Genomic DNA, 24,711 nt, shown 5'->3' on the forward strand with positions numbered 1-24,711 from the left:
GCCTGTGAGGTTTCGGTCGCGTTACCAGGCAATTGCTGCCGGATTGCCCATTGCGGGGTCGGCGTCACACGCGGGCGGGCTTGGCTGCGGCCGTCGACTCCAGCAAGGCGGCGGCGGCGACCGGCTGGCGCACGTACCTGGTCCAGGTCAGGACCGCGGCGACGACGTAGGAACAGACGAACGCCCAGTAGGCCGCCGTCTCGGTACCGCTTCGCAGGTAGGACTCGCGCAACGCCAAGTTGATTCCGACGCCGCCGAGTGCGCCGACGGCCGAGCAGAAGCCGATCAGCGATCCGGACATCGCACGCGACCAACGATGGCGTTCGGCGGTGCTGGTGTTGTGCAACCGGCTACGAGCCTCAAAGACCGACGGGATGAGTTTGAACACCGATCCGTTGCCCATCCCGGCCAGAATGAACAACACCAGGAAGCCGGCGACGTTGCCGATCAGTGCGGCGGATGCCATGCCAACGTCATGGTCGGTGTAGCTGCTGATGCTGACCAACAGGCCGGCGGCCAGAATCATGCCGCCGAGGACGCCCAGGGTGACGCGGCTACCACCCAGCCGATCGGCCAGCTTGCCGCCGTAGATCCGCGCCAACGAGCCCAATAGCGGTCCAACGAAGGCGATTTGGGCTGCGTGAAGCGATGCGTGTTTGACGCTTTCGCCATTGGCCAGAAAGTTGACCGCCAGCACCTGGCCGAATGCGAATGCGAACCCGATCCAAGATCCGAAGGTGCAGATGTAGAGCAGCGATATCACCCAGGTGTCACGGTCGAACAGGATCGACCGCAGGTGATTCACTCGGATACCGTGATCGAGGTTGTCCATGAACAGTGCGGCGCAGATGCCGACCGCCGTCAGTAGCACCAGGTAGACCGCGCACACCCAGTACGGTGCTTCGTGGCCGGCGGTAGCCAGCACCAGCAGCCCGACCAATTGGATCGCCGCGACCCCGAGGTTGCCGACGCCGGCGTTAATGGCCAGCGCCGTGCCCTTAAGGCGGTGCGGGTAGTACGCGTTGACGTTGGCCAGCGACGCCGCATAGTTTCCCCCGCCGAGTCCGGTCAGTGCCGCACACACCAGGTACGGCCACAGGTGCTGGTGTTGTGCAACCGGCTACGAGCCTCAAAGACCGACGGGATGAGTTTGAACACCGATCCGTTGCCCATCCCGGCCAGAATGAACAACACCAGGAAGCCGGCGACGTTGCCGATCAGTGCGGCGGATGCCATGCCAACGTCATGGTCGGTGTAGCTGCTGATGCTGACCAACAGGCCGGCGGCCAGAATCATGCCGCCGAGGACGCCCAGGGTGACGCGGCTACCACCCAGCCGATCGGCCAGCTTGCCGCCGTAGATCCGCGCCAACGAGCCCAATAGCGGTCCAACGAAGGCGATTTGGGCTGCGTGAAGCGATGCGTGTTTGACGCTTTCGCCATTGGCCAGAAAGTTGACCGCCAGCACCTGGCCGAATGCGAATGCGAACCCGATCCAAGATCCGAAGGTGCAGATGTAGAGCAGCGATATCACCCAGGTGTCACGGTCGAACAGGATCGACCGCAGGTGATTCACTCGGATACCGTGATCGAGGTTGTCCATGAACAGTGCGGCGCAGATGCCGACCGCCGTCAGTAGCACCAGGTAGACCGCGCACACCCAGTACGGTGCTTCGTGGCCGGCGGTAGCCAGCACCAGCAGCCCGACCAATTGGATCGCCGCGACCCCGAGGTTGCCGACGCCGGCGTTAATGGCCAGCGCCGTGCCCTTAAGGCGGTGCGGGTAGTACGCGTTGACGTTGGCCAGCGACGCCGCATAGTTTCCCCCGCCGAGTCCGGTCAGTGCCGCACACACCAGGTACGGCCACAGCGGCAGGCCCGGGTTGGCCAGCAGCACAATGGTGCCGGCAGTCGGGATGGACAGCACCAACGCCGAGAACGTCGTCCAGTTGCGGCCGCCGAAATGCGCGATACCCAACGTGTAGGGGATGCGCGCGCAGCCACCGACCAGTGTGGCAACCGCGCCCAGCAGCAATTTGTCGCCCGCGGAAAAGCCGTACACCGATGACGGCATGAACAGCGCCATCACCGCCCACAGGGTCCAAATCGAGAAGGCGACGTGATCGCCGGCGACGGTGCAGATCAGATTGCGGCGGGCGATCTGTTTGTTGCCGGCCTCCCAGGCGACGCGGTCTTCGGGATTGAAGTCCGTGAGGTAATGGTTGCGGTGGCTCACGACAGTGCGCCCCGCGAATCGGCATGCATACGGAATGCTCTATCGATGATGGAAGCCGGGCAACTGCTGCGGGGTGATTTTGGCTGAAAGTTGAATTCCAGTTGCCTGACAACTCGCTGGCAGACCGGGTTGCTTCGGGTGCTGGGTTACACGTAGGCCAAGCCCGCAGCCGCAGCCCCCTCCGGTACGACGTCGCCGGTGGTCCCGAGCGGCCGGCGCACGTAGATCGCCCAGGTCAGTACCGAGGCGGCCAGGTAGAACACCACGAAGGCCCAGAATGCCGAGGTGGCCGTGCCACTGGTCAGGTAGGACTGGCGCAGGGCGAGATTGACGCCCACGCCGCCGAGCGCGCCGACCGCCCCGGCAAAACCGATCAGTGCACCTGACATTGAGCGCGACCACTGCCGGCGCTCGGCTTCGCTGATTCGCAGCGAATGGCTGCGTGCCTCGAAGATCGACGGAATCATCTTGTACACCGAGCCATTGCCGATCCCGGACAGGATGAACAGTGCCACGAAGCCGATGATGTATCCGACCATCGTCGCAGTCGGGACCCGACCGGCCAGGTGGTCACCGAAAGTGCTTGCACTGACCAGTATTCCGGCAGCCAGGAGCATCGAGCAGAAGGCGGCAAGGGTAACGCGGCCACCGCCGATGCGGTCGGCGAGTTTGCCGCCGTACACCCGGGACAGTGATCCCAACAGTGGCCCCAGGAAGGCGATTTGGGCGGCGTGCAGCGAAGCTTGCGCCGTGCTCTGACCGCTGGCGATGAAGTTGATCTGCAGCACCTGGCCGAACGCGAAAGAGAACCCGATGAACGAGCCGAAAGTGCCGATGTAGAGCAGCGAGATTACCCAGGTATGCGGCTCGGACAGCACCGCGGCCATGGTGTTCATCTCGATGCGGTACTGCGCCAGGTTGTCCATATACAGGGCTGCGCCGACGCCGGCGACCGCCAGCAGCACCAGGTATACCGCGCAGACCCAGTAGGGCTCGCGGTCACCGGCCGTGGCGATCACCAGCAGGCCGACCAACTGCACCACCGGCACCCCGAGGTTGCCGCCACCCGCGTTGAGCGCAAGCGCGGCGCCCTTGAGTCGCTGCGGAAAGAACGCGTTGATGTTCGTCATCGAGGACGCGAAGTTGCCGCCGCCGAGGCCTGCCAGCGCACCGCACACCAGATACGGCCACAGCGGCAAACCGGGGTTGGCCAGCAGCGCGATGGTGCCAACGGTCGGAATCAACAGCACCAGTGCGGAGAAGATGGTCCAGTTGCGGCCGCCGAATTTCGCGGTGGCGAAGGTGTATGGGAAGCGCAGACACGCCCCGACCAAGGTTGCCGTGGCGCCGAGGAGGAACTTGTCGCCGGCGGAAAAGCCGTACACGGATGCGGGCATGAAGAGCACCATCACCGACCAGAGGGACCAGACCGAAAACCCGACGTGCTCGGCGGCCACCGACCAGATCAGGTTGCGTCGGGCGATGTACTTGTTGCCGGCCTCCCACGCCACCGTGTCTTCGGGATCCCAGTCGGAGATCTGGTGGGAGCGGCCCATGCTGACTCCTATCGTGATCGACGTTCTCGATCACGCTAGAAATCCTTTGTTGCCCGGGCGCTTCCGGTAGTGACCCGAGCGTGAATTTTCGCTCACACGGTTACAGCCGGCGTGTGAGGGCGGGCGTCACTGCGTCCGGGTGCCTACCACACGTCTCCGGCGCGCCAATCGCACATCAGCTCCGCCGAGGTGTCCAGGTTGATGTCGACCGGCAGCACGAACACCGTTCCGTCGTCATCGGGGGTACGGGTTGGACCGGTCGGCGCCAGCACCGATGTCGGGCCCTGCCAGGGCAGCCAGCCGCGTGATGCGTAGAGTCTGCGGGCCCGCGCCGTGGAGCTGAGCGCCCCGAGCTGATAAGCGCCGCGCATCACCTGCTCGACGGCGTCCAGTAGCGCCCTCACTAGGCCTTGGCCCCGCCAGTCCGCCCGTACCGCAACGCCTTCGACATACCCGCAGCGCAGCGCGTTGCCGCGGTAGATCAGTCGGCGCTGGATCACCGCGGCATGGGCGATGATCGCGCCGTGATGCCAGATCAGGGCGTGCATCCCGCCCAGCGCGTGTTCCCAGTCGGTCTCGGTGAAGTTACCCGGGAACGCGCCGGTAACCATCTGACGAATGTCCTGGCGGGTCTCGCTGTCAAGATCGGCGGTGTGGACCAGGCGAGCTGTGTGTACCTGGGTGTGCACAATCCCTGTTTACCAGGCTTGTGTTACGGCCGGGCCGGCAGCGAAGACCGGGGCCGCGTCCAGTGCAGCCGCACGTACTGGCCGGGACGCACCTGCGCGACCTTGTCGATGTCCTCGTCGGTCAGCACGCCGACGACCGGGTAACCCCCGGTTATCGGATGGTCCGGCCCCAGAATCACCGGTAACCCGTTGGGCGGTACCTGGATCGCGCCGCGGGTGGTGCCTTCGCTGGGCAGCTGTCGATCCGGCCAGCGATACTGCAGCGGGCGTCCTTCCAGCCGCATCCCCACTCGGTCGCTGCGGTTGGATGCCATCCAGATCGTGTGCACCAAGACGTCGGGATCGATGAACCAGTCGTCGCGCGGCCCGGGCACCACCATCAGTTCCACCAGATGCTCTTCGATAGCGGCCACCGGGGCCTGATCGAGTTCTGGGTAGTCGTCGGTGGGTTCGCCGATCGGCAGCACATCTCCGGCGCGTAGCGGCGACGGACCGATAGCCGACATCACGTCGTAGCTGCGCGACCCCAGCACCGGTGCGACGCCGACACCGCCGCGCACCGCTAGATAGGTCCGCAGTCCGGCCCGCGGGGTGCCCAGTGAGATCACCTGGCCGTCCCGGACGTGGTGAATGCTGTTGGTGCCGAACATGGTTCCATTCGCGGTCGGGTCGGTGTCGGCGCCCGTCACCGCGATATCGACGTCGCCGCCGCGCACCCGTGCCGAGAAGCCGCCGAACGTCACTTCGACCGTGGCCCAATCGTCAGGGTTGGCGACCAGTCGGTTGGCCAGCGTGTGCGCGCGGCGGTCAGCGGCGCCGGACCGACCGACACCGAGGTGGGCCTGTCCCGTCCGGCCGAGGTCCTGGACGAGGGCCAGCGGTCCGCTGCGCAGGATTTCCAGTGTTGTCACGGCTCCCCCTTCACCCTCGGCCTAGGCGGCCCGGAACTGGACCGACATGCCCTGGGTGAGCAGCGCCGGGTTGGGCCGGTCGATATCCCACAGGACCGCGTCGGTGCGGCCGATGATCTGCCAACCGCCCGGCGATTGACGTGGATATATCGCGCTGAATTCGCCGGCCAGAGCGACCGATCCGGCCGGCACCGAGGTTCGCGGTTCGGGTCGGCGCGGCACCCGCAGGCGCGGGTCGCCGTCGATCAAGTAGGCGAAACCCGGTGTGAACCCGCCGAATCCCACCCGCCACCGGGTGGCGGTGTGGGCGTTGATGACCTGTGCGGTGGACAGGCCGGTATGGCTGGCGACCTCGGCGAGGTCGGGGCCGTCGTAGATGACGTCGATGACCACATCGCCCTGGTGCCCGGACGCGGCGGCCGCTACCGCGTCAGAGCTGACCCGCAACTTGCGCAGGCGCTGACGAGTGGCCCCTTGCCAGCGGGGTCCGCGGACCTTCACCAAAACGGTGCGCGAGGCCGGGACGATGTCGACCACACCGGGCAGCGCCGCCCTTCGCAACGCCTCGGTCCATGCCAATACCTCAGCGGTGCTATCACATTGCAGCATCAGCGCTTGGTCGCCGTAGTCGAGCACGGAGCAGGCCAATACCGCGTCCATCGAGACGTCCATCACACTCATGTCTCGACGGTAACGCCAGAATCGGGGGCTCGGCCAGGGATTTTCGAGACTGCCAGAGGTGCCTTAGCAAACGCTCATGAGCCCAAGATCCGGCCGATCTGCGGGGGCAGCTGCTCGGCAACCAGCGGATAGCTCAGCGGCGACGCGAAGGCGATCGCTCCGGCCTGTTCCTTCGACGTGAAGATGTGGCGCCGCTGCGCGGTCGCCTGCGACGCCGCTATCTCCGGGTCGGCCAGCACCGCGTTTTCCTCCTCGGGGCTCTCGGTCAACCAGATCAGCACGTCGGCGGAATCCAGCACCGCCTTGATGTGGTCGCGAGGAATGACGCCGCGCTGATCGACGGCGAAGGGTTTGATGCTGTCGGCGATGACCAGACCCATTTCGTTCAGGAAGTCGGTCCGCCAGCCCGCCATGGTGGCGACCACACTGCCCTGCCAGAGGCGCCCCTGCAGCAGCAGCGCCTTTTTGCCCCGCCATAGCGGATACTTCTGCGCTACCGCGGCGAACTTTTGGTCGACGGCCTCAATCAGCGACCGCATCTGGTTGGCCTGGAACACGGCCTGGCCGATCGTGGTGGCCTGATCCTTCCATGGCTCGAAGAACGCGTCGCCGCCCGATTGCGGGATGGTCGGGGCGATCGCCGACAGTTGCTGATAGGTATCGGCGTCGACGCCGGCGTTGATCGCCACGATCAGGTCGGGTTTCAGGGCGGCGATCCGGTCGATCTGAATGCCGTTGTCCAGGTTCAACACCACCGGCTGCGCCCCGCCGAGCTTGGGCTGGGCCCACGGCCACACCGCGAACGGCTGGTCACCGAACCAGTTGGTCACCGCGATGGGCACCACACCGACCGCGAGCAGGTCGTCCTGCTCGGTGTAGCCGGCGCTGACCACTCGCTTGGGTGGCTCCTTGATGACGGTCTTACCGAACAGGTGGGCAATTGTTACCGCCGCTCCGCCCGTGCCCGGCGGCGGTTTGGGTGAGGAGCACCCCGGCAGGAGCCCGGCAACCCCGGCGGCCCCGGCGACCTGCAAGAATCCCCGGCGACTCGATCCCTGTTGCACTGCGTGAGCGTATCGCGTGCTGCACCGGCACCCCCGGCCAAGCGCAACGGGCTTCTCTTTAGGGTTTGTGCCAAGGGCTGTAGTCGGCGATCAGCTGCTCCTGCGGCGGGCGCTGGTCGGGTGGCACGTGTTGCAGGTTGATCCGGATCCGATACCAGATGGAGCTCGGCCCGCGCATGCCGTCGACCAGGACGTCGGCCGGCTGCAGCCGCTGGGACGCCTCGGGATAGCGATCGCGCCAGGTGTCCAGCGCGGCCATCGCCTCGTCGCGGGTCTTGGTGCGGGCGATCTCGATGAGCGGTTTCGCGGATTGCGCCTTCTCCGGCGGTCCCAGTTCTTCGGCCAGCGCGAGCAATTGGTCCAGCCCGCCGGCCGCATCGTCCATCCCTGCCCAGGGATCGCCGATGTCAGCGAACCGGCCGGGCACGGTGGCCATGGTGAACGCTTCCGGGTTGCAGCCGGCGACCTCGTCCCAATGCAGCGGTGTCGACACCCGGGCGTCCGCAGTGGCCCGCACCGAGTAGGCCGACGCGACCGTGCGGTCCTTGGCGTTCTGGTTGAAGTCGACGAACACGCCCTCGCGTTCTTCCTTCCACCATCGGCTGGTTGCCGCGTCGGGTCTGCGGCGCTCGACCTCTCGGGCAACGGTCTGGGCGGCCAGCCGCACCTGCCGGAACGGCCAGCGCGGCGCAATCCGGGCATAGACGTGGAAACCCCTCGACCCGGACGTCTTGGGCCACGCGACCAACCCGTGATCTTCGAGCACTTCGCGGACCACCAGCGCGACGTCGACGACTCGCTGCCAGGCGACCCCGGGCATCGGGTCCAGGTCGACCCGCAGCTCGTCGGGATGATCAAGGTCGCTGGCTTGTACCGGATGCGGATTGAGGTCAACGCACCCCAGGTTGATCACCCATGCCAGTCCGGCGGCGTCGTGGATGACGGCTTCCGCGGCGGACGTGCCCGACGCGTACCGCAGTTCGGCCACGTCTACCCAGTCCGGCCGGTTCGCGGGTGCGCGCTTCTGGAACACAGCTTCGGCCGAGATGCCCTTGACGAAGCGCTTGAGAATCATCGGCCGCCCGGCCACACCGCGCAGCGCCCCGTCGGCCACCGCGAGGTAGTAACGGATCAGGTCGAGCTTGGTGTAGCCCGCTCGGCCGTTTCGACCGGGGAAGACGACCTTGTCCGGATGGGTGATTCTGACCTGGCGTCCGTTCACCTCCAGCGACACCGGGGCGGCCATGCGGCTCATGGTAATTTGCCGCTCGCCTCACATAGGGTGAGATCATGCCTAACCTCACCGACCTGCCCGGGCTGGCCGTGTCCAAGCTTCAACGGTCCATCGGACAGTACGTGGCACGCGGCGCAGCCGAGTTGCATTACCTGCGCAAGATCATCGAATCGGGCGCGATCGGGCTGGAGCCGCCGCTGAACTACGCCGCGATGGCAGCCGATATGCGCAAGTGGGGCGAGATCGGCTCGCTCCCGTCGCACCATGCCAGACGCGCCCCCAACCGCGCGGCGTTGATCGACGAAGAGGGCACGCTGACCTTCTCCGAGCTTGACGATGCCGCACACGCGGTGGCCAACGGCCTGCTTGCGTTGGGTGTGCAGGGCGGCGACGGTGTTGCCATTCTGGCGCGCAACCACCGCTGGTTCGTCATCGCCAACTACGGTGCCGCCCGGGTCGGCGCCCGCATCATCTTGCTCAATAGCGAATTCTCCGGCCCTCAGATCAAAGAGGTGTCTGAGCGTGAGGGTGCCAAGGTGATCATCTATGACGACGAGTACACCAACGCGGTCAGATTGGCCAAGCCGCCGCTGGGCAAGCTGCGGGCCCTCGGCGTCAATCCCGACGAGGACAAACCGTCGGGCAGCACCGACGAAACCCTGGCGGAGCTGATCGCGCGCAGCAGCCCCGCACCCGCCCCGAAAGCGAGCAAACACGCGTCGATCATCATCCTGACCAGCGGCACCACCGGAACCCCGAAGGGAGCGAACCGTAGCACCCCGCCCACGCTGGCGCCCTTCGGCGGTGTCTTGTCGCACGTTCCGTTCAAGGCCGGCGAGGTGACGTCGTTGCCGTCGCCAATGTTCCACGCGTTGGGCTATCTGCACGCGACACTCGCGATGTTCCTGGGCTCGACGCTGGTGCTGCGCCGCCGGTTCAAGCCGGCTGTGGTGCTGGAAGACATCGAGCAGCACAGGGCTACATCGATGGTTGTGGTGCCGGTGATGCTGGCGCGGATCCTCGACCAGCTGGAGAAAACCGAGCCCAAGCCCGATTTGTCCAGCCTGAGGATCGTGTTCGTGTCCGGATCGCAATTGGGTGCCGAGCTGGCTGCCCGCGCACTCAAGGACCTCGGGCCCGTCATCTACAACATGTACGGCTCCACCGAGGTCTCGTTCGCCACCATTGCCGGCCCGAAGGATCTGGAGTTCAACCCCAGCACGGTTGGGCCTGTGGTCAGGGGCGTGAAGGTCAAGATCCTCGACGACAACGGCAACGAGGTGCCACAGGGTGACGTCGGCCGGATCTTCGTCGGAAATGCGTTCCCATTCGAGGGCTACACGGGCGGCGGTGGCAAGCAGATCATTGATGGCCTGTTGTCGTCCGGCGACGTCGGCTACTTCGACGAGCGCGGTCTGCTGTATGTCAGCGGCCGGGACGACGAGATGATCGTCTCCGGCGGTGAGAATGTGTTCCCCGCCGAGGTGGAGGATCTGATCAGCGGGCATCCCGACGTGGTGGAGGCGACCGCGATCGGCGTGGACGACAAGGACTTTGGTGCCCGGCTGCGTGCCTTTGTGGTCAAGAAGCCCGACGCGACCGTCGATGAGGACACGATCAAGGTCTACGTCCGCGAGCATCTGGCCCGGTACAAGGTGCCGCGGGAAGTGATCTTCCTCGACGAGCTGCCCCGCAACCCCACCGGCAAGATCCTCAAACGCGAGCTGCGCAATCTCGAGGTCGAGTAGGACCTTTCTTCGCCGAGCAGACACAGAATCGCACTGCCAGCGCGTTTGGCGTGCGATTCTGTGTCTGCTCGCGCAAGAGCCGTTACGGGTCGCGGGGTAGGCCCAGCAGCCGTTCGGCGATGATGTTGAGCTGGACCTCGGAGGTGCCTCCGTAGATGGTGGTGGCCCGGCTGCCCAACAGGTAGTCGCCCCACTTGCCGGGCAATTGCTCGGTGTCGCCGATCACGGCATCGGTGCCGAAGGACGACACCGCGAATTCGGCGTAGCCCTGGCCGGTGCGCATCGACAACAGCTTGGAGATCGCTGCCGACGGCATCGCGTCACCCCCGGTCAGCGTCAGCAGTGTGGAACGCAGGTTGAGCACCTTGGCGGCATGGCCCTCGGCGATCAGCTGGCCGGCCCGGTGCCGCGCGACCTGATCGAACTGGCCGTCGCGAACGAAGTCGACGAACTCGTCCAGGGTGGCCAGGAAATTCGAATCGCTGCCGCCGATCGACACCCGCTCCGCCGTCAGGGTGTTGCGGCTGACTTCCCACCCCCGGTTCACCTCCCCGAGCACGAACTCGTCGGGGACGAACACGTCGTCGATGTAGACGGTGTTGAAAAACTCCCGACCGGTGAGCTCGCGCAGCGGCTTGACTTGTACACCTTCGCTTTTCATGTCCAGCAGGAAGTAGGTGATGCCATTGTGCTTCGGCGCTGACGGGTCCGTCCGCGCCAGGAGCGCGCCCCATTGGGAGTACTGGGCGGCGGTGGTCCAGATCTTCTGCCCGGTGATGCGCCACCCGCCGTCCACCCGGGTGGCCTTGGTCGAGAGGCCGGCCAGGTCCGACCCCGCGCCCGGCTCGGAGAACAACTGGCACCAGAAAATGTCGCCGCGGAAGGTGGGCGGTAGGAAGCGCTGCTTCTGCTCCTCGGTTCCGAACGCCACGATCGATGGCACGATCCACGCCGCGATCGCGATCTGGGGCCGCTTGACCCGCCCGGCGGTGAATTCCTGGGCGACGATGATCTGCTCAACCGGGCTGGCGGCCCGCCCCCAGGGCTTAGGTAGATGGGGCATCACCCACCCGCCTTCGGCGATCGCGACCGTGCGCTCCTCCCGCGGCATCGCCTTCAGCGCGGCGACCTCGGCCCGGATCTCGGCCCTCAGCTTTTCGGTGGTGGGGTCCAGGTCGATGTCCACGGGACGCATGCCGGTGGTCGTCGCGGTATCCACTACCCGCTGCGGGTATTCCGTGCTGCGGCCGAAGCAGGCGGCCAGCATCAGTGCCCGGCGATAGTAGACGTTCGTGTCGTGCTCCCAGGTGAAGCCGATGCCGCCGTGCACCTGAATGCAGTCCTGCGTAGCGCGCTGGGCGGCCGCCGGTGCCAGCGTCGCCGCCACCGCCGCCGCGAACTCGACGTCGGAGCTGGCCTCGCCCGCCTCATCTAGGGCGCGCGCGGCGTCCCACACCGCGGCGGTGGCCCGCTCGGTATCGGCGACCATCTCCGCGCATTTGTGCTTGATCGCCTGGAACTGTCCGATCGGCCGGCCGAACTGTTCACGGATCTTGGCGTATGCCGCCGCGGTGTCGGTCGCCCACCGCGCGACGCCAACGGCCTCTGCGGACAGCAGGGTGGACATCAGCGCGTGGGCGGTTGCCATGGTCAGGTTGCTCAGCAGGGCATCGTCGCCGACGTCGACGGCGTTGGCCCGCACATGCGCGATGGGCCGCAGCGGATCCAGGCTTTGGACCGGCTCGATCTCGAGCTGATCATTGCGCAGCACGACCCACTCGTCGCGGCTGTCGATTGCCACCGGCAGCACCAGAACGGAGGCTTGTGCCGCGGCCGGAACTGCCCGGACTTCGCCGCGGATCACCAGCGTTTCGCCGTGCCGGGTGGCGGTCAGCCCGGAATCCAGGGCGTAGGCGGCGATGGCGGCCCCGGAGGCCAGTTCGGCGAGCACCTTGGCTTGCGCGTCATGGGCCGCGATCAGCGCGCTGGCGATCGCCGACGGCGCGAACGGGCCGGGCACGGCCCCGTAGCCGAACTCGGCCAGCACCACGGCCAGCTCGAGGATGCCGAACCCCTGGCCGCCGACGGATTCGGCCAGATGAACACCCTGCAAGCCTTGTTCGGCGGCGGCCTGCCAGTAGGGCGGCGGGTTGTCGATGGGGGTCTCTAGAGCCGCGTGCAGCACCTCCGATGGCGCTACTCGCGCCACCAGGGATCGCACCGAATCGGCAAGGTCGTGATGCTCGGGAGTGATAGCGATCGGCATTGCTCGCCTTCCATGCCTGCGGACGTTTCGGCCAAGCACCTTCCAAGCTAACAACCAGTGGGTCGGTCAATGACTGGGGCCACTAGGTGGGCCAGTGGTTGGCCGTCGCGCAGGCGGCGGCAGTTCGCGACGGCCTCGGTCAGATAGCGCGCCATGGTGTCGGCGGTGTACCACGCGACATGCGGCGTCAGCACCACATTGTCCAGGCTAGTCAGCGGGTTGGTGGGCGCTAGGGGCTCGACTTCGAAAACGTCCAGGCCCGCGGCGGCCAGCCGGCCCCCGCGCAGCGCGTCAACGAGTGCGTCCTCGTCGACGACGGCGCCGCGCGACGTGTTGACCAGCACCGCGTCCGGTTTCATCGCGGCCAGCGCGTCGGCGTCGAGCAGATGGTGGGTGGCGGCCGTCAGCGGCACGTGCAGCGAGACGATGTCGCTGACGGCCAGCAGCTCGGGCAACGGCCGCCAGCCGGGCCGCCCGTCGTCGCGGGTGCTGGTGTGCAGCACCGTCGCGCCCATCGCGGCGACGACCACGCCCACGCGTCTGGCGATGCTGCCGTAGCCGACCAGGCCGATGGTGCAACCACCGATATCGCGCACCGTCTCGCCCAGGTCCGGGTTCGCCGGCCAGCCCCGGCCGGCGCGGACCGCGCGGTCTAGGGCCGGTAGGCGGCGCAGCGCGGCCAGCATCAGCAGCACAGTGCCCTCGGCCACCGAGGCTGCGTTGGCGCCGGGCATGTTGGCCACCGCTATCCCGCGCCTGGTCGCGGTTTCCACGTCGATGGTGTTCACTCCGGCGCCGAGTTTGTGTACCAGCCGCAACCGCGTCGCTCGCTGCAGGTCCGTACTCGACAGCGGCCGCAGCACATGCCAAATCACTTCCGCGCGCGGCAATTCCCGGTAAAAGCCCGGGTCGTCATCTTCGGCGCACCATACGATGTCAAGCCAGGATTCGGCGGCAAGAAGGTCGAGCACCTTGGGGCCGGGAACGAAGTGGGCAAGAACTCTCAACGCCACCGCTTGGCTATCCACGTGGTGATGGTGTCGGCCTGTTCGCCGCGCGCGCCCGGCGTGGTGAAGTAGTGGTCGCTGTCGATCGAGACCCGCGTCTTGTCGCTGCTGGCGAGCGCGGCATAGATCTGTTGAGCGTCGGACGGGAAGACGCCGGTGTCGGCCTCGGCGTTGACCACCAGTGCCGGGCAGGTGATTCGGGCCAGGTGCGGTTCGGCGCGGGTTTGCGCCACCCGCAGGCTCCACATGCCCAGCCAGCTGCGTAGCGTGCAGGCCGCGGCGATGCCGTGTGCCGAGCGGTTCGCCTTGGCCGGCGTGCCCGCGTAGCACTGGTTGGGTGCGCGCTTGGTCGGTTCGATGTTGGGGTCGACCATGCGCGGGTCGGCCCAGGTACGCATCACGCTGAACGGCCGATCGGAAAAGCCAGCTGCGCGGACACGTTTGAGTTCCATTTCGGCCCAGTCAGTGATGGCGTGGTTGCGTTTGACCTGCGCCGAGCGATAGCGGCTGATGAATTCCGGCGGGTACGGCGGGCCATTGCTTTCGTTGAACAGGTCGAGGTCGGGATCGGTTGCAACCGGATCGTTTTCGTCGATGACCGCGGCGTCCATCCAGGAGGTCAGCACATCCGGGCGGCCAGGATGCGCGGCGGTGGCCACGTATCCGTCGGCGGCCGGCAACTCGGTCAACCCGGCCGCGGGCCGCATGCCTTCCAGTGGTGTCAGGTGCGGGTCGACCGCCTGTGCCTGGTAAGCGGCCATCAATGAGCCACCGCCTGAATTGCCTAGCAACACAACCCTTTCCACGTCCTGAACCTCGCGCAACCAGCGCACCCCGACACCGATGTCGACAAGTGCGTGGTCGAGCAGAAAACTGCTTTCGAAACCGCGGAACCTGGTGTTCCAGCCCAGAAACCCGATACCGCGGATCGCCAGGTAGTCGGCGAGATAGTGCTCGGAGAAATCGATCTGGTAATGGGTGGCGATTAGCGCCACCTTCGGTTTACTGCCCGCGCTGTGGTGATACAGCCCCTGGCATGGGTGCCCCCCGGCACCGGCACGGCCGGCGCTGGGGGACGGCAGCCCGACGAACTCTCGGATGACCCCCGGCGTGCCGGAGTTACCAGTCAAGATCGGTCCTCCTTGCTGTAGATGGCGCGGTAATAGATGTTGGCCAGAGTCTGGATGCAGGCCTGGTCGTCCGGCTCCCCGTGGCCCGAGCGTGCCCCGCTGAGCTGGACGTAGCAGAACTGGTTGAACATCGCCACGATCGCCTCGGCGATCAGCCGGGGGTCATCGCCGGCACAATAACCTTGTGCCTGGGCGCGCTTGACCATTTCGGTGATGAAAGAGATTGGGACCGCGCATATCTCGGACCAATACTGCGCGAAATCGTCGTTGACCATCGCCAATTGCGACACACTGATCACCTCCGCGAGGCGGTTGCGGTAGGTGTACCAATGGGCGGCGGCGGCCTCCTGGGCGCGCTCGCGGTTGGACAGTCCGTGCCGGGTCACCGAAAGCGCCCGCTGGTTGGCTTCGTCGCGGAAGCGCAGCGCCCATTTCCGAACCATCGCCTCTTTGGAGTCGTAGTAGTTGTAAAAGGACGCGGCCGAGCGGCCCGCTTCGGCGGCGATGTCGGCGATGGTGGTCGCCAGGATCCCTTTTCGCGCGATGACCGTTCGGGCGGCGGCGTCGATCGCGGCCTGCGTCCGCCGGCCGCGGTGCGTCGGGAAGTCCGGCACCTCACCTCCCCTGATCTCTGGAGCAAAACTGAATCTGATGTTAGATTCAGTTTTGAATCTCGGCCAGGGTCTGCCCTCCATGGGACCGATGGGAGCCGCGCGATGATCAAGCCACACAACACCAACACCGAGTTCGAACTCGGCGGGATCAACCACGTCGCGCTGGTGTGTTCGGACATGGCGCGCACCGTGGACTTCTACCGCAACATCCTGGGGATGCCGCTGATCAAATCGCTCGATCTGCCCGGGGGTGCGGGACAGCACTTCTTCTTCGACGCCGGCAACGGCGACTGCGTCGCATTCTTCTGGTTCGCCGAGGCACCCGATCGGGTACCGGGCATCTCGTCGCCGGGCGCCATCCCGGGCATTGGGGACATCACCAGCGCGGTGAGCACCATGAACCATCTCGCCTTTCACGTGCCCGTCGAAAAGTTCGACGCCTACCGGCAGCGGCTGAAGGACAAGGGTGTGCGGGTCGGCCCGGTGCTCAACCATGACGAGAGCGCGATGCAGGTGTCCGCGACGGTGCATCCCGGGGTGTACGTGCGGTCGTTCTACTTCCAGGACCCCGACGGGATAACCCTGGAATTTGCTTGCTGGACAAAGGAATTCACTACCAGTGACGCGCAGGCCTTGCCGAAGACGGCGGCCGACCGGCTGGTGTCGTTATCCGGGGACGGTACAAGTCTGGGTCGGTGAGTCCCTCGAGCAGCGCAGCCAGGTGATCGACGAGCTGGCCTGGATCGAGTCGTACGTCGCCGGCTAACCAAGCGCTGATGGTCTGCCCGACGCCGCCGACGGCGAAGTGTGCCGCGGCTTTGACGTGGTCGTTTGCCGGCGCGCGCAGGGTGTCGACGGCATACTGGCCGGACAGCATGGCGAACAGGGCGCTGGATTCCGCACGCTTGCGCATGATCACTGCGTTGGCGAGCTGGGTGCTGAATAGCAGGCGTCCGATGCGGACGTCTTCGGTGATGGTCCGCACGATGTTGGCCATCCCCGCGCGACTCTGCTCGTTCGGCGGTTCGGCCGCCACTGCGGCTTGGGTGGTCGCGGCTAGATCGGCAACCACCCAATCGAAGACGCCGCCGACGAATTCGTCTTTGTCGGTGAAGCTTTCGTAGAAGTAGCGCGCCGACAGGCCGGCCCGGCCGCAGACGGCGCGGACGGTCAGCTCGGCGATGTCTTGCTGGTCGGACCCCAGCAGATCCAGGCCAGCGGCCAGCAGCTGGCGGCGGCGCGTCGCCAGCCGCTCGGCGGCCTGGACGCCGCGGTAGGGCCGCGCATTGCGAGTCATACGCACCATCTTGACACCAGGGCACGATACCGCCAATATCAGGAAACAGGTGTTCGCACAATTTGCGGCCGGTCGTGACAGGAGACCCTCGGATGGCGATTCGGGAAACGCTTCCGCGGCTCATTCCCCATGTCGAGCGTCCGATTGCCGACCCGCCGCGGGCGCACCGAGTCGGTCGGCGGCAAGGCGTCACCGGTGACTACGGCTTCATGGGGGTGGCGCTGCTGGCCGGTGCGGCCAACGTGATCATGGAACTGGCGATGCCCGGCGTCGGCTACGGCGTGTTGGAGAGCCGTGTTGAGAGCGGCCGTACCGACCGGCATCCGATCAAGCGGGCGCGCACCACATTTACCTACATCGCGGTGGCGGTGGCGGGCAGCGACACCCAGCGGACGGCCTTCCGCCGCGCGGTGAACCGGGTGCATGCCCAGGTCTACTCGACATCTCAGAGCCCGGTGTCCTACCACGCGTTCGATCCCGAATTGCAGCTGTGGGTCGCGGCGTGCATCTACAAGGGCAGTCTCGATGTCTACCGCACGTTCGTCGGTGAGATGGACGACGAGGAAGCCGACCGCCACTACCGCGAAGGCATGGCACTGGGCACCACGTTGCAGGTGCCGCCGGGGTTGTGGCCGGCCGATCGGGCGGCCTTTGACCGGTACTGGCAGGAGTCACTGGGCAGGGTGCACATCGACGATGCCGTGCGCGACTACCTGTATCCGATCGCCGTGGCCCGAATACGGGGGGTTGCCCTGCCGGGTCAGGTGCGGCGGTTGTCGGAGAGTGTCGCCTTGTTGATCACCACCGGCTTTCTGCCGCAACGGTTCCGCGACGAGATGCAGTTGCCGTGGGACGCCGGCAAACAACGGCGCTTTGACCGGCTGATGTCCGTGTTGGGCACGATGAATCGGTTGATGCCGCGGATTGTCCGGGAGTTCCCGTTCAATCTGATGCTCTGGGATCTGGACCGGCGGATGAGGAGCGGGCGCCCGCTGGTGTAGTGGCCGTCCCGAGACCGGCCGGCCCGCCAGGTCAAGCCGGTCAGCCTTGAAACTGGGTCGGAGTTGCGGCTGCTCAGGTAGCGACTTTTGGGGCTTTACCTGTTGTTTTGCCCGATTGGCAGGTTAGACGTTCTGGCTACGCAATGCTGCGCTGTGCCTTCGCCTAGGCTGCAGTGTCGGGGTCGTCAACCCGAGCTAAAAGTTTGGCTCGGCGACACGCAACATTCTGTCTGCGATGATCACCTGCCGATTCAGTTCACACCACAAATCAACGTCACCAGACGCCTAGAGCGGCGGGAGGCGCACCGAGGTGAACCGGGCGAACACCCTGTCCAGGCTCACCACGGCGCAGTGATGTTCCACCGCGATGGCCGCGAGTACCGCGTTGGGTATCAGATCGCCCGACGCATCGGCCTCGTCGCGGAGTTTGCGCAGCAGTGTGAGGTGTCGGGGTCAGGGGCTGCTCGCGGTGACGGAATCTCAAGGATGTGGCGATTGGTCGTCAGTGGCAGGAACGATGCGCGTAGCAGGTTCGGCACGGGGTTGTCAGCGGCAAGAAGCCGATCTAGCCCGGGGGCGGCGGTTGCGTGATTCGGATGGTCGCCGCGGTGTGCGGCGAGAAGCATGTTGGCATCGAGCAGGAACATTGCTGATTTGCGGCCGTCGAGGCCTGCTTCCGTGCGTTCGGTTCCAGGCCCTCGTCGAGCGCTTCGGATTACGCCCTATTCGAGGTCGGGTCGAGGTGGGCGGCGAGCTCCGGGCGCAGGGCGTCTTCGATCACCGCGCCTAGTGATTGACCACGGTCACGGGCCCACCCGCCGGTTCCGCCGGCTATGTCAAGCCGATCAGCCCGTTCTCGCCAATCAGCGTCCCGCCGGTACCGCCGGCGCCGGGGGTGGCCCCGGCTTTCCCGGCGTTACCGCCGTTGCCGCCGTTGCCGATCAGTATGGCGTTGCCGCCGTTGCCGCCGTTGCCGCCGGTTGTTGCGGCGTTGCCGCCGGCGCCGCCATTGCCGCCATTGCCGGTGGCCCCGGCTTGGCCGCCGTTGCCGCCGGCGCCGCCGGTTGCGCTAATGAGGCCTCCGGCGGTGCCGCCGGAGCCGCCGGAGCCGCCGGAGCCGAACAAGAAGCCGGCTTTGCCGCCGTTCCCGCCGATCCCGCCGGTGCCGGCGACGTTGCCTACTCCGCCGTGCCCACCGTTGCCGCCGGCTCCGCCGGAGCCGAAGAGCAGGCCCCCGGTGCCGCCGTTACCGCCGGCACCGCCGTTGGTGAGGGAGGTCCCGCCGGCTCCGCCGGCTCCGCCGGAGGGCCCGGCGGCGAGCAAGCCGGCGTTGCCGCCGGCTCCGCCGGCGCCGCCGGTGGTCCCGGCGGCAAACCCGGCGCCGCCGCTCCCGCCGGTGCCGCCGGCGCCGAACAGGCCGCCGGTCCCGCCGGCTCCGCCGGCTCCGCCGCCGGCGCCGGCGGTGGACCCGGGTCCACCGACCCCGCCGGTGCCGCCCGCTCCGAACAGTCCGCCGGCCCCGCCGGTACCGCCGGTACCGCCGGTGCCGCCGCTGGACCCGGGTCCACCGACCCCGCCGTTGGCAAACAGCCCGCCGGTCCCGCCGGCGCCGCCTGCGCCCCCGGTGGCCGCGGCACCAGCACCAGAGCCGCCGATGCCGCCGGTCCCGGCCGCGCCGCTGAGGAAGCCGGCGTTGCCGCCGACCCCGCCGGCCCCTCCGTTGCTGACCATCGTGGTCGCGACCCCGCCGCTGCCGCCGGTGCCGCCGGAGCCGAACAGCAAGGCGGCCCCGCCGGCCCCGCCGGCCCCGCTGGCGCCGCCGCCGGCCGTGGCGATGCCGCCGGCTCCGCCGGTGCCGCCGGTGCCGAACAAGATCCCGCCGGCACCGCCGGCCCCGCCGGGCGCGCCGTTGGCCGCGCCGGGTGCACCGGACCCGCCGTTGCCGCCGTTGCCGAACAACCATCCGCCGGCCCCGCCGTCGGCCCCGGTTCCCGGGGTTCCGTTGGCGCCGTTGCCGATCAGCGGCCGCCCGGTCAATGCCTGGGTGGGCCCGTTGATCGCGGCCAGCGCCTGCTGCTGCAGGGCGTGCAGTGGGTTGGCGCTGGCGGGGGCGTTGAAGCCGTCTGCACCCAACAGCAGCCCACCGGCGCCGCCGAGGCCGTTGGCGCCCAGGGCGGCGCCAATGCCACCGCTACCGCCATTGCCGCCATTGCCGATCAGCACGCCGATGCCGCCGGGGCCGCCGGCGCCGCCGGCCGCCACGCCGGAGCCGCCGCTGCCGCCGTTACCGCCGTTGCCGATCAGTCCGGGCGTGCCGCCGGCGCCGCCGGCTCCGCCGGTGGTTGCGGCGGCGGCGCTGGTGCCGCCGGAACCGCCGGTGCCGCCGGATCCGACGAGCAGGCCGGCGTTGCCGCCGGCCCCGCCGGCGCCGCCGTTAGCCGCGAGGGGGCCACCATTGCCGCCGGCGCCGCCAGCACCGCCGGAGCCGAAGAGCAGGCCGGCGTTGCCGCCGGCCCCGCCGGCCCCGCCGGTTTGGCCGGCGCTAAAGCCTTGCCCGCCGGGGCCGCCGGCCCCACCGGCGGCTCCAAGGCTGAGGATGCCGGCGTTGCCGCCGGCCCCGCCGGCCCCACCCGTGCCTATGCCCGGCCCGCCGCTGCCGCCGGTGCCGCCGGCGCCGAACAGTCCGCCGGCCCCGCCGTCCCCGCCGGCCCCGCCGGTGGCGCCACCGGAGAATCCGCCGGCCCCGCCGGTGCCGCCGGCACTGAACAGCATGCCGGCCCCGCCGGCTCCACCGGCCCCGCCGTCGCCAGTGAAGCTTTGCCCGCCGGCTCCGCCGACGCCGCCGCCGGCGAAGAATCCGCCGGCCCCGCCGGCCCCACCGGCCCCACCGGGGGCGGCGGTGCCGCCGAACCCGCCGGCGCCGCCGACGCCGGCGGCGCCAAAGAGCATGCCGGCGTTGCCGCCGGCGCCGCCGGCCCCGCCGGCCCCGCCGGCGAGGGCCGTGACGGAGCCGCCGGTCCCGCCGGTCCCGCCGGCGCCGATCAGCCCGCCGTTCCCGCCGGCCCCGCCGGCCCCGCCGGCCCCGGTGGTGGCGGTCCCGCCGGCGCCGCCGGCGCCGCCGCTGCCGAGGAGTCCGGCGGCCCCGCCGTTGCCGCCGGCCCCGCCGTTGATGCCGGCCGCGCCGGATCCGCCGGCCCCGCCGTTGCCGATCAACCAGCCGCCATCCGCGCCGTTGGCCCCGGTGCCGGGCGCGCCGTTGGCGCCGTTGCCGATTAGTGGGCGCCCGGTGGCGGCCACGAATTGCGCGTTGATCGGGTCGAGCAGTGGCGACAAAGCGGCGGCGTCGGCGGCCGCATACGCGGCCCCACCCGTGCTCAGGGCCTGCACGAACTGGGCATGAAATGCGGCTGCCTGCGTGCTGAGCGCCTGATAGGCCTGGCCGTGCGCACCGAACAACGCCGCAATCGCCGCCGAGACCTCGTCAGCGCCGGCGGCCAGCAACGTCGTCGTGTTGGCCGCCGCGGCCGCGTTGGCCGCGGCGATCGCCGACTCGAGACTGGCCAAATCGGTTGCCGCCGTCGCAATAAACTCCGGAACCGCGATAACAAACGACATCTGACACCTCCCAATACGCCATGACCGCCGTTGTCATGCCGACCTGGGGATCCACCGTCACCGGCGAGAATCGGCCAGGCAAGAGCATAACCCCGCCCAGGGCAGTGCATTTGCGGGTTTCGCAAAAATGATCCTGCCGATGTTTCCGAGCTCACCACGGCGCAGTGATGTTCCACCGCGATGGCCGCGAGTACCGCGTTGGGTATCAGATCGCCCGACGCATCGGCCTCGTCGCGGAGTTTGCGCAGCAGTGTGAGGTGTCGGGGTCAGGGGCTGCTCGCGGTGACGGAATCTCAAGGATGTGGCGATTGGTCGTCAGTGGCAGGAACGATGCGCGTAGCAGGTTCGGCACGGGGTTGTCAGCGGCAAGAAGCCGATCTAGCCCGGGGGCGGCGGTTGCGTGATTCGGATGGTCGCCGCGGTGTGCGGCGAGAAGCATGTTGGCATCGAGCAGGAACATTGCTGATTTGCGGCCGTCGAGGCCTGCTTCCGTGCGTTCGGTTCCAGGCCCTCGTCGAGCGCTTCGGATTACGCCCTATTCGAGGTCGGGTCGAGGTGGGCGGCGAGCTCCGGGCGCAGGGCGTCTTCGATCACCGCGCCTAGTGATTGACCACGCTCGCGGACCCACCCGCCGGTTCCGCCGGCTATGTCAAGCCGATCAGCCCGTTCTCGCCGATTATCAGCCCGCCGGTGCCACCGGCGCCGGGGGTCCCATTGGCCGCACCTTTACCGCCGTTGCCGCCGTTCCCGCCATTGCCGACCAGGACGGCGCTGCCGCCGTTCCCGCCGTTCCCGCCGGTGGTGATCCCGGCCCCGCCGGCGCCGCCGTCACCGCCGTTGCCGAACACCCCGGCTGTGCCGCCGATGCCCCCGTTGCCGCCGTTCCCGCCGAACCCGCCGGTGGTGATCCCGGCCCCGCCGGCGCCGCCGGCGCCGCCGTTGCCGAACACCCCGGCTGTGCCGCCGATGCCGCCGGCGCCGCCGGCGGCGAGAGTTAGGCCTCCTGCGGTGCCGCCGGAGCCGCCGGAACCGCCGGAGCCGAACAAGAAGCCGGCGTTGCCGCCGATCCCGCCGATCCCGCCGGTACCGGCGTCATTGTCTAGTCCGCCGTGCCCACCGTTGCCGCCGGAGCCGCCGGAGCCGAAGAGCAGGCCCCCGGTGCCGCCGTTACCGCCGGCACCGCCGTTGGTGAAGGAGGCCCCGCCGGCCCCGCCGGCGCCGCCGGAGGGGCCGGCTGCCAGCAAGCCGGCGTCGCCGCCGGCGCCGCCGGCGCCGCCGGCGCCGCCGGCGCCGCCGGCGCCGCCGGCGCCGCCGGCGCCGCCCGCTCCGAACAGTCCGCCGCCCCAGGACCCGGGTCCACCGACCCCGCCGGCGCCGCCCGCTCCGAACAGTCCGCCGGCCCCGCCGGTACCGCCGGTACCGCCGGCGGCGGCGGTGGGCGCGCCGCCGGCGCCCCCACCGGCTCCCCCGGTGCCGCCGGTGCCGCCCGCTCCGAACAGTCCGCCGGTACCGCCGGTACCGCCGGTACCGCCGGCGCCGCCGCCGGACCCGGGTCCACCGACCCCGCCATTGGCAAACAGCCCACCGGTCCCGCCGGCGCCGCCGGCGCCGCCGACGCCGCCGGCGCCGCCGAGGGCCGCGGCACCAGCACCAGAGCCGCCGATGCCGCCGGTCCCGGCCGCGCCGCTGAGGAAGCCGGCGTTGCCGCCGGCGCCGCCGGCCCCTCCGTTGCTGACCATGGTGGTCGCGACCCCGCCGCTGCCGCCGGTGCCGCCGGAGCCGAACAGCATGCCGGCCCCGCCGGCCCCGCCGGCCCCGCTGGCGCCGCCGCCGGCCGTGGCGTTGCCGCCGGCTCCGCCGGTGCCGCCGGTGCCGAACAAGATCCCGCCGGCTCCGCCGGCCCCGCCGGGCGCGCCGTTGGCCGCGCCGGGTGCACCGGACGCGGCGTTGCCGCCGTTGCCGAACAACCATCCGCCGGCCCCGCCGTCGGCCCCGGTTCCCGGGGTTCCGTTGGCGCCGTTGCCGATCAGCGGCCGCCCGGTCAATGCCTGGGTGGGCCCGTTGATCGCGGCCAGCGCCTGCTGCTGCAGGGCGTGCAGTGGGTTGGCGCTGGCGGGGGCGTTGAAGCCGTCTGCACCCAACAGCAGCCCGCCGACGCCGCCGAGGCCGTTGGCGCCCAGGGCGGCGCCAATGCCACCGCTACCGCCATTGCCGCCGTTGCCGATCAGCACGCCGATGCCGCCGGGGCCGCCGGCGCCGCCGGCCGCCACGCCGGAGCCGCCGCTGCCGCCGTTACCGCCGTTGCCGATCAGTCCGGGCGTGCCGCCGGTGCCGCCGGCTCCGCCGGTGGTGCCGGCGTTAGCGCTGGTGCCGCCGGAACCGCCGGTGCCGCCGGATCCGACGAGCAGCCCGGCGTTGCCGCCGGGGCCGCCGGGGCCGGCGTTAGCCCCGCCGTCGACGCCGCCGTTGCCGCCGGCGCCACCGGCGCCGCCGGAGCCGAAGAGCAGGCCGGCGTTGCCGCCGGCCCCGCCGGCCCCGCCGGTTTGGCTTGCGGCAACGCCTTGCCCGCCGGGGCCGCCGGCCCCACCGGCGGCTCCAAGGCTGAGGATGCCGGCGTTGCCGCCGGCCCCGCCGGCCCCACCCGTGCTTAGGCTCGACCCGCCGCTGCCGCCGGTGCCGCCGGCGCCGAACAGTCCGCCGGCCCCGCCGTCCCCGCCCGCTCCACCGGCGTTGTCGGTGAGCGCACCGGAGAATCCGCCGGCCCCGCCGGTGCCGCCGGCAGTGAACAGCATGCCGGCCCCGCCGGCTCCGCCGGCCCCGCCGGCCCCGCCGAAGCTAAGCCCGCCGGCTCCGCCGACGCCGCCGCTGGCGAAGAATCCGCCGGCCCCGCCGGCTCCGCCGGCCCCGCCGGCGCTGTACAGCGGGCTGGCCCCGCCGGTTCCGCCGACGCCGGCGGCGCCAAAGAGCATGCCGGCGTTGCCGCCGGCGCCGCCGGCCCCGCCGGCCCCGGTGCCGTGGACCGTGGCGGAACCGCCGGCCCCGCCGGCGCCGCCGGCGCCGATCAGCATGGCGCTGCCACCGGCTCCGCCCGCCCCGCCAGTACGGCCGTCGAACCCGCCGGCGGTACTGACCCCGCCGGCGCCGCCGGCGCCGCCGCTGCCGAGGAGTCCGGCGGCCCCGCCGTTGCCGCCGGCCCCGCCGTTGATGCCGGCCGCGCCGGATCCGCCGGCCCCGCCGTTGCCGATCAACCAGCCGCCATCCGCGCCGTTGGCCCCGGTGCCGGGCGCGCCGTTGGCGCCGTTGCCGATTAGTGGGCGCCCGGTGGCGGCCACGAATTGCGCGTTGATCGGGTCGAGCAGTGGCGACAAAGCGGCGGCGTCGGCGGCCGCATACGCGGCCCCACCCGTGCTCAGGGCCTGCACGAACTGGGCATGAAATGCGGCTGCCTGCGTGCTGAGCGCCTGATAGGCCTGGCCGTGCGCACCGAACAACGCCGCAATCGCCGCCGAGACCTCGTCAGCGCCGGCGGCCAGCAACGTCGTCGTGTTGGCCGCCGCGGCCGCGTTGGCCGCGGCGATCGCCGACTCGAGACTGGCCAAATCGGTTGCCGCCGTCGCAATAAACTCCGGAACCGCAATAACAAACGACATCTGACACCTCCCC

Annotated in this window: 17 protein-coding genes and 5 pseudogenes; 3 read left to right on the top strand and 19 right to left on the bottom strand. The window is 69.3% G+C overall.

The annotated features are described in order from the left end of the window. Positions 1-64 precede the first annotated feature (64 nt). The 8 genes and pseudogenes from AADZ55_RS01955 to AADZ55_RS01990 all read right to left on the bottom strand — a co-directional run. Positions 65-1,099 (bottom strand): annotated as a pseudogene (locus AADZ55_RS01955) (MFS transporter); the annotation flags it as partial. A gap of 17 nt (positions 1,100-1,116) precedes the next feature. Continuing rightward, positions 1,117-2,235: pseudogene (locus AADZ55_RS01960) on the bottom strand (MFS transporter); the annotation flags it as partial. 146 nt (positions 2,236-2,381) lie between these two features. Then, positions 2,382-3,791: a nitrate/nitrite transporter gene (locus AADZ55_RS01965; protein WP_085326949.1), complete on the bottom strand. Its 1,410-nt coding sequence runs from the start codon at positions 3,789-3,791 to the stop codon at positions 2,382-2,384. 143 nt (positions 3,792-3,934) lie between these two features. Beyond that, a complete protein-coding gene (gene aac(2')-Ic / locus AADZ55_RS01970; protein ID WP_085326948.1) occupies positions 3,935-4,480 on the bottom strand; it encodes an aminoglycoside N-acetyltransferase AAC(2')-Ic in 546 nt (181 codons plus the stop codon). Between the two features lie 9 nt (positions 4,481-4,489). Next, positions 4,490-5,391 (bottom strand): annotated as a pseudogene (locus AADZ55_RS01975) (5-oxoprolinase/urea amidolyase family protein). Positions 5,392-5,412: 21 nt separating this feature from the next. Further along, on the bottom strand, positions 5,413-6,051 hold the full coding sequence (locus AADZ55_RS01980) for a 5-oxoprolinase subunit B family protein (protein WP_085326969.1): 639 nt from the start codon (positions 6,049-6,051) through the stop codon (positions 5,413-5,415). 95 nt (positions 6,052-6,146) lie between these two features. Then, a complete protein-coding gene (locus AADZ55_RS01985; protein ID WP_085326946.1) occupies positions 6,147-7,136 on the bottom strand; it encodes an ABC transporter substrate-binding protein in 990 nt (329 codons plus the stop codon). 58 nt (positions 7,137-7,194) lie between these two features. Then, complete coding sequence (locus tag AADZ55_RS01990) at positions 7,195-8,391, bottom strand: DNA polymerase domain-containing protein (RefSeq protein ID WP_085326945.1); 1,197 nt, start codon at positions 8,389-8,391, stop codon at positions 7,195-7,197. 35 nt (positions 8,392-8,426) lie between these two features. Here AADZ55_RS01990 and fadD2 point away from each other — a divergent pair, with 35 nt between their 5' ends. After that, positions 8,427-10,118: a long-chain-fatty-acid--CoA ligase FadD2 gene (fadD2, locus tag AADZ55_RS01995; RefSeq protein WP_085326944.1), complete on the top strand. Its 1,692-nt coding sequence runs from the start codon at positions 8,427-8,429 to the stop codon at positions 10,116-10,118. An 82-nt stretch (positions 10,119-10,200) separates the two neighbouring features. On the opposite strand, the gene AADZ55_RS02000 is transcribed toward fadD2, so the two are convergent. From AADZ55_RS02000 to AADZ55_RS02015, 4 genes are read right to left on the bottom strand one after another with little or no spacing between them, the layout of a single operon-like run. Beyond that, complete coding sequence (locus AADZ55_RS02000) at positions 10,201-12,384, bottom strand: acyl-CoA dehydrogenase (RefSeq protein WP_085326943.1); 2,184 nt, start codon at positions 12,382-12,384, stop codon at positions 10,201-10,203. 47 nt (positions 12,385-12,431) lie between these two features. Continuing rightward, positions 12,432-13,412, bottom strand: a complete 981-nt coding sequence (locus AADZ55_RS02005) for a 2-hydroxyacid dehydrogenase (RefSeq protein WP_242670326.1) — start codon at positions 13,410-13,412, stop codon at positions 12,432-12,434. Beyond that, positions 13,388-14,521: an alpha/beta hydrolase gene (locus AADZ55_RS02010; protein WP_085326941.1), complete on the bottom strand. Its 1,134-nt coding sequence runs from the start codon at positions 14,519-14,521 to the stop codon at positions 13,388-13,390. Before AADZ55_RS02010 ends, AADZ55_RS02005 begins: the two co-directional genes overlap by 25 nt. Further along, a complete protein-coding gene (locus tag AADZ55_RS02015) occupies positions 14,518-15,135 on the bottom strand; it encodes a TetR/AcrR family transcriptional regulator (protein ID WP_085326940.1) in 618 nt (205 codons plus the stop codon). The genes AADZ55_RS02010 and AADZ55_RS02015 overlap by 4 nt, the downstream gene beginning before the upstream one ends. A gap of 102 nt (positions 15,136-15,237) precedes the next feature. Between AADZ55_RS02015 and AADZ55_RS02020 the strand changes: the two genes are divergently transcribed. Then, entirely contained in the window at positions 15,238-15,834 is a 597-nt protein-coding gene (locus AADZ55_RS02020; RefSeq protein WP_085326939.1) for a VOC family protein, read from the top strand. Here the strand turns inward: AADZ55_RS02020 and AADZ55_RS02025 are convergent. Continuing rightward, the gene (locus AADZ55_RS02025) at positions 15,749-16,432 is read right to left on the bottom strand and encodes a TetR/AcrR family transcriptional regulator (protein WP_085326938.1); all 684 of its coding nucleotides are present in this window, start codon (positions 16,430-16,432) and stop codon (positions 15,749-15,751) included. The genes AADZ55_RS02020 and AADZ55_RS02025 overlap by 86 nt on opposite strands. 92 nt (positions 16,433-16,524) lie before the next feature. Between AADZ55_RS02025 and AADZ55_RS02030 the strand changes: the two genes are divergently transcribed. Next, positions 16,525-17,433, top strand: a complete 909-nt coding sequence (locus AADZ55_RS02030) for an oxygenase MpaB family protein (RefSeq protein WP_085326937.1) — start codon at positions 16,525-16,527, stop codon at positions 17,431-17,433. 285 nt (positions 17,434-17,718) lie between these two features. On the opposite strand, the pseudogene AADZ55_RS02035 reads toward AADZ55_RS02030, so the two are convergent. The 6 genes and pseudogenes from AADZ55_RS02035 to AADZ55_RS02060 all read right to left on the bottom strand — a co-directional run bounded on the left by AADZ55_RS02035 (position 17,719) and on the right by AADZ55_RS02060 (position 24,698). Continuing rightward, positions 17,719-18,080, bottom strand: a pseudogene (locus tag AADZ55_RS02035) (VapC toxin family PIN domain ribonuclease). A 68-nt stretch (positions 18,081-18,148) separates the two neighbouring features. Further along, on the bottom strand, positions 18,149-18,268 hold the full coding sequence (locus AADZ55_RS02040; RefSeq protein ID WP_242670328.1) for a hypothetical protein: 120 nt from the start codon (positions 18,266-18,268) through the stop codon (positions 18,149-18,151). Then, entirely contained in the window at positions 18,265-21,048 is a 2,784-nt protein-coding gene (locus AADZ55_RS02045) for a PE family protein (protein WP_341286256.1), read from the bottom strand. Before AADZ55_RS02045 ends, AADZ55_RS02040 begins: the two co-directional genes overlap by 4 nt. Positions 21,049-21,173: 125 nt before the next feature. Next, positions 21,174-21,508, bottom strand: a pseudogene (locus AADZ55_RS02050) (VapC toxin family PIN domain ribonuclease); the annotation flags it as partial. Between the two features lie 68 nt (positions 21,509-21,576). Next, positions 21,577-21,696 (bottom strand): hypothetical protein, encoded by a 120-nt coding sequence (locus AADZ55_RS02055; protein ID WP_341286295.1) that lies wholly within the window; start codon positions 21,694-21,696, stop codon positions 21,577-21,579. Then, positions 21,693-24,698 carry a PE family protein gene (locus tag AADZ55_RS02060; RefSeq protein WP_341286257.1) on the bottom strand — a complete coding sequence of 1,002 codons (3,006 nt, stop codon included), beginning with the start codon at positions 24,696-24,698 and terminating at the stop codon, positions 21,693-21,695. Before AADZ55_RS02060 ends, AADZ55_RS02055 begins: the two co-directional genes overlap by 4 nt. Positions 24,699-24,711: the final 13 nt, after the last annotated feature.

The organism is Mycobacterium decipiens, from assembly GCF_963853665.1.
GTDB classification, from domain to species: domain Bacteria; phylum Actinomycetota; class Actinomycetes; order Mycobacteriales; family Mycobacteriaceae; genus Mycobacterium; species Mycobacterium decipiens.